A 13,503-nucleotide genomic window follows, 5' to 3' on the forward strand; every position below is an offset into this window, starting at 1 on the left:
TTCAGTCACCGCCTAGGACACCTGGGAACGCGCCGGTGATCGCGCCGACCTCGTTGATCTGCCTGGCGACGAGCGTCGTGGCGTCGGGACTCGGCTTGATGAGCTGGAACTTGAGGACCCTGACCGCCCGGTCTGTCTGCGAGGTGCCGCTGAGGAGGAGGTCGGCGCCGATGGTCGTGCTCGTCGCGGCGACGCGCACGCCCGACGTCTGATTGAACGGCCTGAATTCCGCAATGTCGGTGAAGATGGGCGCCGTCGTGTGCGCCGCACTTTGCAGATAGACGCGCGGCCCACCCTGCAGCGACGAGCCGCTGGAATAGACCTTAACGGTGCCGGGTCCGCTCAGCTGGCCGACGATGATCGTCTCGGCACCACCCCACGGTCCAGTAAGCCAGCCCGTCGCCAGCGAAACGCCGCTCGTATATCCGAGACCGAACGGCATGAACGCCGAGGTGAGCTGCGCCTCCTTGGGGCCGGGGCACTGCTTGTCGCCCGATGCAGAGGCCAGCCGCGAGCGGAGGGGCTTCATCAGTGAGAAGCTGAAGACCTTCACCTGCGTGGGCGTCCCCGGGCCCGGGGCGGTGATGATGCTGTAGCGGCCGGTCGCAAAGTCGACGAAGCCGGACGCGACGCTGACGCCGGAGCGGTCGCCGACGTAGGGCGTGAACGTCGAGAAGAGCGGCGGTGCCGTGTCCAGCGTAGACGGCAGCTCCGTGCCGAACACGCGAACCTCGCTCGGAGTGCCGGGGCCCGAGCCGACGATGATGTTGTCCGCCGTGGTGCCATCGATCTGGGCGGCGGTGACGCTCACGCCGCCGCGCGCGGTGCGATCGAACGCGGCGAAGCGCGCAATCGGTGCGCTGAACGCTGGCTTGCCGTCGCTCGCCTTGCCGGAATAGGCCACGACGATCGGCTCGTAGTTCTCGCCTGCCCCGACGATGAGATCGAGGACGTTGTCGTCGTTGACGTCGCCCATGGCGACGCTCAGCGCGCCTTCGTACCCGGTGAATGGCGTGACCGTGGCGATGTTCCGGTCGCCGTTGCCGTCGTAGACGTTGACCTCGGCCGAGCGGCCCGGCGAGCCTTGCACGGCAACTGCATATGCCGAGACCTCGGGGATGACGTTGACCAGCGTCATCAGACCATTGTCCTCGTGGTTGAGGCGGTGGCAGTGCATCACGAAGAGGCCGGTGTAGTCCTCGAACTTGGTGCGGATCGACAGGGTCCCGGGCTGAATGACGGACTCGCCCGGTCCCAAGGTGGGCGCCGGCACATTGGCGTTGTCGACCTCCCATTTCTCCGCCCCGGTCTTCAGGCCGGTCGTGGGGTCGAAGTAGCTCGTCACCTGGAAGTCGTTGACGTGGACGTGGATCGGATGCTCGTCGTTGTTGTTGTTGATGAAGCTCCACTCCTCGACCGAGTTCAGCCGTGGCTGCAGCAGTGGAACGTTCGGGAAGGCCGTGCCGTCGAACGCGTAGACGAACGCCTTGGGATCGGACGTGCTCGCCAGGTCGTTCAGGAATCCGCCCGTTATCGTCAGCTCGCGCTTGAAGTCGGGCGTGACCTGGGAGAGCTCATCGAACGTCGCGTAGGCGTCGAGCTTCTGTCCTTCCGCGAAGGCGACAGAATTGCCGCGCTCTTGCGCCGGCACAGTGCGCGCCAGGACTTGCGTCGGAAAAATGAAAAAGCCGTCGAAATAGCTGATGTCCGAAGGCAGTACGCTCAATGTGCCGAGAGTGGCCGGCGGATTGTCGCTACCGTCGTTCTCGTAGAGAACTCCCTGCGAACTCAGCGTCCGCGCGCCACCCCCCATCGGCGGCATCTCGAGCACGAGGTCGCCGCTATCCGGCATGGTCACGGCGATCGCGTAGCGCGTGGCCGGCGGAATGACGAGCCGCGTGCCGCCCTCGAAGACGGGATAGTGGACCTCGCGGCTCGGGTTGCCGTCCTGGCCGACGATGGCGATCTTCGGGTGTGTGCCCGTCGCCGTCTCGGTGAGCTGAACGCTCATGTAGGCGATGTCGCTGACGTTCGCGAGCACCCAGATCTCGGTCTGCCCGGGCTTGCTCGTGATCACCGGCTGGAACAGCCCATTCACGGTGAACTGTACGTCACGCTGATAGTCGGGCAGCGCGGGGTTCGCTTCGACGTTGCCTCCCGGGCCGCCGGAGTTTGCCGCAAAGCGCTGCAAGCTGCTCGGAATGAATTCGAAGCGCCCGCGCATGTTGTTGATCGACAGCGGGCCTGCGTACCAGACCGTAAAGTATTGAGTTCCTTTGCGGGATTGCGCGAAATTCACCGGCGCGAGCAGCGGCCGGTACGTCCCCTTCGCCAATTCGTCGGCTGCGGGCGCCTTGCCGGAGCTCACCCATTGCGGCCAGTTCGGATTGTTGATCTGGGAGAGACCGCCTTTGCGGTCGAACACCACGTTGTACTGCAGCAGCATGTTGCGGATCGGCAGGGCGTGCTGGGTGACAAGCGGAAGATTGCCGTCCGTGCGCCCGATCGCCAGCAGGCCGGCGAGCCCGTAGTACACGTGCGGGGTCGTCAAGCCATGCAGGTGGCTGTGATACCAGTAGGCGCCCTGCGGCATGTTCTGCGGGATACGGTACGTGTAGGTGTTCGACATCCCTGCCGGTATATGCAGCATCACATTGTCGGAGTTCCCCTTTGGGCTCACGTGCACGCCGTGGACGTGCAGGTTCAGCGGGGAGGATGTCATCTGGCCCGGATAGAGCGGCACCGGCTCGCCCTTCGCTGAGTATTGCGGGTCGAAGAAGTCGCGGATCGTCAGCCCGCTCAACTCGTTCTCGAGATGCACGATCAGCGTCTCGCCCGGAAAGACTTGCAGCGTCGGCGCGGGATACAAGTTGTCGCCAGACAGCTGCCCGTCGGAAGCGGTGCCGCGGATGACCGCGTAGCCGAAGACGAGCATGTTCTCGACCGGCTTCGCCACGGTGTCGAGCACGGCGCGGCCTTGATGCGCCGTCAGCCTCACCTCGAGGACACCGTCCTTGCTCGCCAGCGTGACCGGTTCGCGATAGGCCGGGCGCAGGGACGGATCGAAATTGGTGACGGCTTCTTGCGCGCGCCCTTGCGTCGTGAGCCAAGCCATGGCTAACGCAAGCACGCCGGCGAGCGCCGCCAGTGCGCGCAAAGTGCTACTCGTGCCCGACGACTCGCTCGCCATTGGTCCTCGCCCAGATCTTTGACCGAACGAAAAACGACCGCAGTCCACCGCCCGCACCGAGGCCCGATGCGAGAATCGCCATCTGGCGACGGTGCCCGGCTAGGGTCGTCTAGACAACGTTTACGTTCCGATACTCACGGTTATTAAGAATGCGGGGCTACGCTTGGGTCGAACCGGAGCGACCGATGCTGCACCGCCTTCTCTCCAGCGTGGCGATGATGGCCCTGGCCGCAGGCCTCGGGCCCGTGCAGGCTGTCTCGCCGAACGGTGTCGAAACGCTCAGCCCGCCCGGCGCCATCAAGGCAGAGGGCACCTGGAGCCTGGGCGTGCGGGCGGGAGACTTCGTCTTCGTCGCCGGCATGCAAGGCATCGACCCCGTCACCAATACTCTGGTCCAGGAGCCCAAGGCGCGCATTCGCCAAGCGTTCCTCAATATCAAGTTGATCGCGCACGCAGAGGGCGCGAGCTTGCAGGACTGCGTCCGGCTGACCGTCTATGTGAGCGACCTGCAGCGGTTCGCGGCGATGGTCGACGAGGTCCAGGCGGAACTGTGGGGGACACCGCCATATCCCCCGCGCACGATGGTCGAGGTCAGGCGGCTGTTCGACGACGACATCGTGGAGATCGACAGCGTCTTCTACGCGCCGGCGAAAAAGTGATGCGTGCCACGCCGCGCAACCCACCGCCCGGCTGCCCTCTTCCTCGGTCGCGCCAAGACCGAGTGCCGGCGTGGAAGGAAGCCGAAAGGGTCGCCACGAGAGATGGAGCGTCGATAGTTTCGATTTGCCGGGGATGCTTCGTTTCCAGGTAACTACCTAGAAACCACAGTTAGTCGCATTCGATTCGCATTGGAGGGTAAGCCTTCCGACCGATATCAGATGATCAGATGGCCCCTCATGTGCTCTATGCCACTCATCTGTTCGCCCGTCCCTAACGGCCGCAGCAGATAGAGGACGTCGCCGACCACCCCGTCGGGCGACGTCCTCGACCCTTCGAGCGTGAAGGTGCAGGGGCCGACCGATAAGGGTCACTGCTTGGCTGCGACGCCAAGGGCTCCACCATCCGCCCGACCACCGCAGGGGCGCACCGCAGTATCAGCCGCGCACAATGGTCGAGGTCAGGCGGCTCTTCGACGACGACATCGTGGAGATCGACAGCGCCTTTTACGCGCCGGCGAAAAAGTGATGCGCTCCATCGTTTGAAGGGCGCCCTACGACAAGCTGACCCTCGATCACCCGACGAATTTTACCGAGGCGTCCCGCGATCATTCGGGAACGATATCCTGGGTCCGCGAGATTTCCCGGTGCAGATTTCCATCCACGTCGGTCAACGCTGCATAGGACGCGCACTGGACGCGCGTAGTCCTCGATCTGACCGTTGATAGAGATCGACCGCCTTCCCACAGAAACACAAGACGCGTTTGCAGTTCGATGAGATGACGAGTAGATCGCCCTCGGCTTGAGGGGCGCAAGCTTGCCGCGGCCCCGCGCGCGACGTCATGTTTTGCACGTGCTGCTGCGAACATCCCGACGAATGCAGCCGAGACCTCCCGGCAATTTCCGGGAATGAATTGCAAATCATTTGCCACCTGCCCCACGTCGTTAACTTCAACGTTGACGCGCAGTTTTCCGAGGCCGCACCTTGCCGCGGTGTCCTGAACATCGCCAAGGCGAGTGAAACACCGGCGAAATACCGATCCAAAAGTACGCAATTGGGTACGGGCAGCGCGTGAATTCAAAGAAACGCGCGCCAATTAATGGGGGAAACTATGGCATCCGGGTCTTCAAGAATCGTCTTCAATCCCATCAATGAGAGCCCTGCTTGGGATAGCACAAGCCATCTCTCGGACCCGCACTATGCCCTTCTACCGGATGCGCTTTTTAGGACCATGCCGGCACCGGGCGCCAACCATTTTGCTCGTGAGGAATTCACTGGTGAGGGTTCGGAACCGGTAATTCAGGTAAATCTCGCGGCCCAGTCCCTCGACGCGCCGACGGACCCGCTGTTCGAGCAGCAGTGGCACTTCAATTTCCTTGGCGACATCGAGAAGATTTGGGAGGAGTTCACCGGCGTCGGCGTCCACGTCGGCATCTACGACGACGGTTTGCAATCAGATCACCCCGATCTCGCCGCCAACTACGATGCCTCGAAGGAACTCGACGTTCAGGGCGAGCACCTCGATCCATTGTGGGCCGCCGCCGGCCTGGGCAATCCGCACGGCACCGCGGTCGCGGGTCTCATCGCAGCAGCACGCGACGGCGTCGGCACCGTGGGTGTGGCTTACGGCAGCTCCATCACCGGCGTGCCGATCTTCAGCGGCGCGGCCGACATCAACGGCAACTATTACGGGTTTTTGGAGGCGGTCAGTCACGCGTCCGAGTTCGACATCGTCAGCAATAGCTGGGGCCACATGCCCCTGTTCTTTCAGGGCGCTATTGGCCAGGATAACGATCTGAACGCCATGTGGATGCAGGCCGTCGAGAGCGGCCGCGACGGTCTGGGGACGATCGTCCTCAAGGCGGCCGGCAACGACAATATGAACTCCATCGGAGAGCAATCTGCTACGTCGCGCTCGACTATCATTGTCGGAGCGTACGACGCGACCGGCGACGCCTCCTACTACTCGAATTACGGTGCAAATCTGCTGGTATCGTCGCCGTCGAGCGGGGACTCGTACGACTTTTTTAATCCTAACGCAGATCCTGATCCCGGCCTCGTCACCACCGATTTGACGAACGGCGGCTACAATATGCGTGCCGGCTATGGCGTGCCGTCTGAGTACACCGACCAGTTCGGAGGTACCTCCGGTGCGACGCCCATCGTGTCGGGCGTTGTCGCGCTCATGCTCGACGCCAACGCCGATCTCGGCTGGCGCGATGTGCAGAATATTCTCGCCTACTCCGCGCGCGAGGTCGGCAGCGGCGTCGGCGGAACTCGGACGGCATCCGAAAATTACCAGTGGCTCTACAACAACGCCGACAACTGGAACGGCGGCGGCCTGCACTTCTCGCAGGACTACGGCTTCGGCTCGGTCGACGCTTACAATGCCGTTCGCATGGCCGAAGTGTGGGGACTGTTCGCGGCACCACAGACGAGTCAAAACGAGACGTCCGTATCGTCTTCGACCGCGGGACCGGTGGCGCTCGACGACCTCACGACTACGGATATCCAGTTCGACTTCAGCGGAGCTGAGTTCGACGTCGATTACGTCAACATCGATCTGGACATTACGCACACATCCACGATGCAGCACGTGTTCCTGAACTTCGGGACCATAGACCAGATTATCCAAAAGAGCCTCGCCGACCTCACCATTCAGCTCATCTCGCCCGATGGCACGGTGGTCGAACTGGCCGATTTCACCCAAGATATCGTTATCGATGACGGCTCGCTGGGATTGCATCTTCAGCTGGGTGCCAACGCCTTCCGCGGCGAGGACGCCAGCGGCACGTGGACACTACGCATCATCGACAATTGGTTCGGCAACGGCGCGGGAACCGTCGACGCGGCGACCGTCACGTTGCATGGCAGTGATGGCGCGCAGGTCAACCTCGACGACGACGTCTACCACTACACCAACGAGGTGTTCACCTCGCTCGCGCGCGACGCGAGCCGGCTGACGTTGACCGACAGCACGGGCAAGGACTGGCTCGATTTGTCGGCAATGACCGGCAACCTCGATATCCGCTTGGCGCAAGGGGGTACCTCGAAGGCGGACGGCGTGGCGTTCCTCAAGATCGGCTCTGGCACGCTCATCGAGAACGCCGTGACTGGAGATGGTGACGACAATATCGTCGGCAACGGTCAGGCAAACCGTCTCTACGGCATGCGCGGCGATGATACCGTCGACGGCAAGGGCGGCGCCGACGTCCTCTCCGGCGGCGCGGGCAACGATACGCTGACGGGCGGTGCCGCCAAGGATGCCTTCCTGTTCGACCGCGCGCTCAATGCGCTGACCAACGTCGACATCATCACCGACTTCTCGCACCTAGACGACACCATCTGGCTCGATGTCACGATCTTCTCCGGCATCGCCGCCGGCGTGCTGAGCGCGGACGCCTTTTACATCGGCACCAGCGCACAGGACGCGCTCGACCGCATCATCTACGACGCGCTGACCGGCGCCCTCTTCTACGATGCCGACGGCTCAGGCTCGTTGGCCGCCATGCAGTTCGCCCTCCTGACTGGCTCCCCCGATGATCTATCGTGGGACGACTTCACCATTGTCTCTATCGAACCGCAGACCATCGTCACAACAACCGACAGGACCGTAGACACCACGCCCAACGTTATTATTTCGGAGGCTGAGGCCAAGGGCTCGGGGGTGATATTCGGAACCGACGGTAGCGAGACCATCCGCGGTGACGACGGCGACAACCAGATATTCGCTCGCGGCGGGGACGACCTGATTCTGACCGGCGCCGGCAACCATTACATCGATGCCGGCGAGGGCATCGATACGGTTCTGGCGGGCGATGGCAACGATGTCATCGTAGGCGGCGGCTCGTCGCTCTACTATGGCGACAACCTTGTAGCCGGCGGCGGCGACGACATCGTCATCGGTAGCGACGATCAGATCAACGACGACTCGTGGCGTGTCCTTTTCGGCCATGGCGATGTGATCGGCGGCGGAGCCGGCAACGACAAGATCTACGGCCTCAACGGTGACGATGTCATCAACGCTGGTGAGGGCGACGACTACATCGAAGGGGGCAATGGCAGCGACGGCATATTCGGCGGAGATGGCAACGATCGGATTCGCGCCGGCCTTGGCGAGGTAAATTCTGCCGCGGGCGGAGAAGGCATCGACACTGTCGTTTTCGAGGGGGCCAGCGACGACTATCGCTTCTTCATGCTGAACGTCGAATCTTTGGGGTTCAACTCACAGACGGTCTACGTTGAGAAAATTTCGAGCGGCGCGGTCGAGCGCACCGGAATCAGTCCGTTCGATGTCGAGTTCCTGGAATTCACCGACACGACGATTGACATCACGCAGAGCCTCGTCGTCGTGGTCGGCGTTCCTGATCTGATCTTTAATGAATTTTATGACGACGTGAACCTTACGGTCGACGCATGGGAAATCGGCGCCGTCATATTCCAGGCCGCTGACGTCAACATCGTCGACACCGGCGCCGAGAACGGTTCGGCGGATAAGCTGCAAGCTGTCCTCGTCGACCATGCGTATGGGGAAGTGAATATAAGCAGCGACGCCCTCACGGTGCTTGAACTTGCCGGCCTCGGCAAACACTACCTGGTTGACATCAACAATCCGGACCTCGGCTGGGTCCACGACCCGATGATGGAGTCCGTTACCGTTCATGCTGCGGCGGGCGAGCGCCACCTGACACTCGATCTCGTTGCTGTCTTCCTGGGAGAGACAGGGAAGATCATCGATGACAATGCAACGAGCGTCAGCATCAAGTCGGGTACTGGTACTGGCAGCTCCCTCTATCCGCACGGAGATCTTCTGAACGGCGCGGGCGTCAATGGCTTCAATCTTTCGTTCGCGTCCGCCACTTCTGTCGATTTCCAGAACGTCGCTGGCATGAAGATCAGGTGGTATGTCCCCGAGGCCACGACCATCACCGCCACGTACACTCAGTTCTCGGCCATCGAGCATCTCACAGAAACCGGCAACCACGGCTATCTTACCATCGAGACGGCGCTCGACGACATGTACCTCGCTACCGCGGGCGGCAGCGAGGAGTACTCGTTCGCGATGACAACCGACGCGGTGGCAGGTTATTTCCCTGGCCGCGAATACATTCGCTTCGGCAATCTCGGCGACGTGAATCTTTCGAATGACGGCACGGTCGGCGATGACGCTGGGACGAACGCCGGTTTAGGTCTGCGAGGCGAGATCAGGCTTGGCCTTGGCGACGACGAGGCGTGGATCCTCGGCACCGGCGCTTTCCAGGGCGAGAACGCTGTCCTCGACGGTGGCGTGTCGATAATGCCGACCGACAATGCACCCAGCGAATATTATGGCGATGCGCTTCGCATGACGTTCGCAGTGGCCGGCAATATCGGCGACATCAGCGACTACATCATGAACTTCGAGGTCCTGCGCCTCGATAGAACCGGCTTGGCAGGACAGACCGTCGACGTTGCCAATTTCGACAATCTGCAGAAGGTGCTGATCACGGGCAATTCGCAAGCCGGCGGTGAAAACACCGTCAAGGGGCTCCTCGATGGCTCGTCGGTGACGTTTGCATCGGTGGGCGAGGCGCTTCAGGAAGGTCCGTCGGGTACTAGCGGTGCCGGCTTCTACGTGTTCGATATCTACGGCGACCAGTTCGGCACCGTTAATCTCGACATGTTGGGCAACGAAGCAGACGACACGCTGACCCTGTCGTTCGTGGGCAGCGAGGTCGTCGGCGGCCTCGACCAGGGCACGATCCACGTGCTCGATGCCGAGACCGTCAACATCGTGACGAGCGCGCACGACCTTAACTACTACGACGAGGCATTCGATCCGAACATCCGACCGCCTCACCTCCCGCTGTCGAATAAGCCGACCGATCCATTTGCCCAGGTGCTCAAGCTCGATGCCACAACGAGCATCAAGATAACGGGGGACACGGGCTGGGATTTCACCGTCGCGGGGACGAACATCTCCAACGTTACACTCCTCGATGCGAGCGGAGTAACCACCGGCGGTACGGTCGGAGCGGTGACAGCTATTGCGACCGGCACTTCGGCAGTCACGTTTAAGGGCGGCAAGGGCGACGATACCTTCGGTGGTGCGGCCGGATCGGATGCCTTCGATGGCGGTGCCGGCTACGACACCGTCAAGTTCCACGGTGCATATAGCGATTACACGTTTGCGATGGTGGATGGCGCGCTCGTCGTCACCGACAATCGCGGCGTGAACGCGGTCGATGGTGGCGATACATTGCGCAACGTCGAGCGCATCGAGTTTGGTGATGGCACCTCCGTTGGTACAATCCTCGGTCCCGATGGAGAGCTCAGTGGGCTTCCCAGCGACATATTGATCGCGCAGGCGGCGCCTGTGCCGGAGTATAGCGCGACGGGCACCGTGGTCGGGACGTTTTCAACGTTCGATGCCGACAGCGCCGACACGTTCGAGTACACCCTGCTCAATCCCACCGGCGCCTACAAGATCGTTGGCAATCAGCTGCTGGTGGATAATGGCCTCTTGATCGACTACGAGCAGACCCTGTCGTCCAACCCCGTCAACATCGTTACGGTGGAGGTCAGGGACTCTGCGGGCAACACGTTCCAGAAGGACGTTGAGGTCTATGTTGGTGACGTCAATCCCGAGTTCGTAGTCGGCGATGACAACCCCAACGAGCTGCGGGGCGGGGCCCTGGCCGATACCTTCTACGGCGCCGGCGGGGACGACATACTGCGGGGCAACGCTGGCGACGATATCCTCATTGGTGGCGCCGGCAACGACTCGCTCTTCGGTCAGAACGGATCCAATACCGCGGTCTTTACCGGTAACCGGTCCGAGTACTCGGCTCTCGGCACGAACCGGTTTGATTTCAGGATCGTTGATAGCGTGGCCGGCCGTGACGGCACGGATCGACTCAACCTGATTTCGAAGATCCAGTTCGCGGACGGGACAATCACCGTCCAGGAATTCTTAAGCGGCGGTAACAGTGCGCCGACGGCGGTGTCGCTGATCAACCAGACGCTTTCCCTCGCCGAGGACACGGACACGGGTGGGCGCATCAAGGTCGCGGACATCGTCGTGACCGACGACGGCAGGGGCACGAACATCCTCGGCCTCACCGGAGCCGACAAAGATGCCTTCGAGATCGATGGCAACGTCCTCTACCTCAAGGCCGGCACCTTCCTCGATTTCGAGGCCAAGGCCTCCTATGACGTCGCCGTCACCGTCGACGACACCACCGTCGGCGGAACGCCCGACGCGAGCGTCTCCTTCTCCCTGACCGTCACCGACGTCAACGAAAAGGCCTCTGTATCGCTCACGCCAGTCCTTGCCTCGATCGCCGAGAACGCCTCCACCGCCTCGCGCATCAAGGTCGCCGACATCGTCGTCAGCGACGAAGACAGCAACGCCGCCTATCGGCAGAACAACTTGTCTCTCGTCGGCCGCGACGCGGCACTGTTCGAGATCGTCGGCATGGCGCTGTACCTGAAGGCCGGCGTTCAGCTGAATGCGATCGCCGCCAGCACCTACGAGGTGTCGGTGACCGTCGATGACGACGAGATCCCCGGTTCGCCCGACGGCACGAGCGACACCTACACACTGATCATCGAAGACGTGCCGGGCTACAACGTCATACCTGGTACGTCGGCGAGCGAGATCCTGAACGGCACGTCAGGCGACGACTACTTCATCGGCAATGGCGGAGAGGACGAGTTCCGCGGCAAGGGAGGCGACGACACCTACGTCGTCGACAGCGCCGGCGACAAGGTCGTCGAGACCGCCAACAAGGGCACCGATACGGTGCTGAGCTCCGTCGATCACACCCTTGCCGCCAACGTCGAGAACCTGACGCTGACCGGCGACGGTAATCTCGATGGCACAGGCAACGACCTCAACAACGTCATCATCGGCAACGATGGCGACAACGAGCTGTCGGGCGGCGCGGGCAACGACCGGCTGTTTGGCGGCGTCGGCGATGACACCCTCACGGGCGGCGCCGGCAACGACATCCTTGATGGCGGGATCGGCGAGGACACGCTCACGGGCGGTATCGGCAACGACTTCCTGGACGGAGGAATGGACGCCGACGCGATGAGCGGCAAGGAAGGCGATGACACCTACATCGTCGACAACGCCGGAGATGCCGTCAGCGAGGCGGCGAACCAGGGGACCGACACCGTATACAGCTCGGTTAACTACACGCTCGGAGCCAATGTCGAGCGCCTCTATCTGACAGGGATCGACGCTATCCGCGGCGCGGGCAATGGGCTCGACAACCGCATCGCCGGCAACAGCGCGTCCAACGTGCTGACGGGCGGGGCCGGCAGCGATGTCTTCATCTTCAATACCGCGCTTGGGTCCGGCAACGTCGATAGCATCACCGACTTCAGTGCCGGTCAGGACAAGATGTGGCTGGATCACCTGATCTTCGACGGCATCGGCAGCAGCGGCGCGCTGGTGGCGAGCGCCTTTGCGCTCGGTGCGCATGCGGCAGATGCCAATGACCGCATCATCTATGACGCGAATACGGGTGCGGTCTACTTCGACGCGGATGGCAGCGGGGCGGGCGCGCAGGTGCAGTTCGCACAGCTCGACGCGCATCTTGCCGTCGCCGCCAGGGACTTCTTCGTCATCTAGACATCAGGCGTCGCCGGCCGAGATGCCGGCGACGCCTGTCGCGCGATCAGGTGCTCCCGGGAGGATGTGGCAAATCTGGATGGAGTAGCCGTGAGATGCCTTGCGTTTGATGAGCAGCGGGTTCGTAATGAAATGCAATGTTCAGGGGTGAATGCCCAGCACGCATCAAAGACGTGCGGTCGGCACTGGGATAGGGGGAAGCATGAGTTTGAGATCAGGATGACCCTTTAAATTCTTATGGCTGCCGCACCGCCACGGTGCGTTTGAACGTTGCCGCTGGTCGGCGGCAGCGCCCGAGCTGGTGCGCGCCGCGGGAGTTATCGCGTCATCTGCAAGCCCAACCATCGTCGGCAGGGAATGTCGGCAGCTTTAGCTTTGGCAGTGTGGAGTTAGCGTACATGCTATTTGGAAAGAAGACGGCCGGCGAGGAAGCCGCCAAGCACGCAAACGGCACTACAGGTACGGCAAGCGGTGGTTCACCGTCGGCGTCTGAGCCCGCCGCCGGGCCGGCCGCAATGTCGGAGGGCTCGACCGGCACCGTGGTCAGTGCCGAAGAGGCAAAGAAGCGAGCTTTGGCTGCCAAACAGGTCGCCGCCGCGTTCGGCGAGTTTGTGATGCTGATGATGCGCTCGCCCACTGAGCGTCATCACACCCTCACGGATCTCGAGTGGCTCATCGTGCCGGGTCTGATCAACCGCCAATATGCGCTCGCCGAGGCCCAATCCAAGGAGACCGGGATGGTAAGCCCGGTCGGGGGCGTACTGTGGGCCTTTGTCTCGGAGGAGATCGACAAACGCTTGTCGGATCTCGCGACGCCGCTGCGGCTGAAGCCCTCCGAGTGGCGCTCGGGCGATATCCCCTGGATCGTATCGGCGCACGGAGACAACCGCGTGCTGGCAGGCCTCATCCAGCAGCTGACCACGACCTTGTTCAAGGACCGCAAGCCGAAGATGCGCGTTCGCGGCCGCGACGGAAAGCTCACGGTCGGCCATCTCGAAGTTAAAGAGAAGGACGCCGCCTGAGTAAGGGGGCAGCG

At 62.3% G+C, this 13,503-nt stretch carries 4 protein-coding genes; 3 read left to right on the forward strand and 1 reads right to left on the reverse strand.

All coding sequences use genetic code 11. From position 1 onward, the window contains the following. Position 1 precedes the first annotated feature (1 nt). Positions 2-3,190, reverse strand: a complete 3,189-nt coding sequence (locus GIW81_RS17080) for a multicopper oxidase domain-containing protein (protein WP_229309380.1) — start codon at positions 3,188-3,190, stop codon at positions 2-4. Positions 3,191-3,375: 185 nt separating this feature from the next. Here GIW81_RS17080 and GIW81_RS17085 point away from each other — a divergent pair, with 185 nt between their 5' ends. From GIW81_RS17085 to GIW81_RS17095, 3 genes are all read left to right on the forward strand, one after another. Then, positions 3,376-3,849, forward strand: coding sequence for a RidA family protein (locus GIW81_RS17085; protein ID WP_154740526.1), 474 nt, complete (start codon positions 3,376-3,378; stop codon positions 3,847-3,849). Between the two features lie 1,229 nt (positions 3,850-5,078). Beyond that, complete coding sequence (locus GIW81_RS17090; RefSeq protein ID WP_195930625.1) at positions 5,079-12,467, forward strand: S8 family serine peptidase; 7,389 nt, start codon at positions 5,079-5,081, stop codon at positions 12,465-12,467. Positions 12,468-12,865: 398 nt separating this feature from the next. Further along, the gene (locus GIW81_RS17095) at positions 12,866-13,489 is read left to right on the forward strand and encodes a toxin-activating lysine-acyltransferase (protein ID WP_195930627.1); all 624 of its coding nucleotides are present in this window, start codon (positions 12,866-12,868) and stop codon (positions 13,487-13,489) included. The last annotated feature ends 14 nt before the right edge of the window (positions 13,490-13,503 follow it).

This window comes from Hyphomicrobium album (assembly GCF_009708035.1).
Taxonomy (GTDB): domain Bacteria; phylum Pseudomonadota; class Alphaproteobacteria; order Rhizobiales; family Hyphomicrobiaceae; genus Hyphomicrobium_A; species Hyphomicrobium_A album.

Excerpts from the sequence above, each read along its gene's own strand:
- GIW81_RS17080 (WP_229309380.1), bottom strand. The coding sequence starts at position 3,190 with ATGGCGAGCGAGTCGTCGGGCACGAGTAGCACTTTGCGCGCACTGGCG.
- GIW81_RS17085 (WP_154740526.1), top strand. The coding sequence starts at position 3,376 with ATGCTGCACCGCCTTCTCTCCAGCGTGGCGATGATGGCCCTGGCCGCA.
- GIW81_RS17090 (WP_195930625.1), top strand. The coding sequence starts at position 5,079 with ATGCCGGCACCGGGCGCCAACCATTTTGCTCGTGAGGAATTCACTGGT.
- GIW81_RS17095 (WP_195930627.1), top strand. The coding sequence starts at position 12,866 with ATGCTATTTGGAAAGAAGACGGCCGGCGAGGAAGCCGCCAAGCACGCA.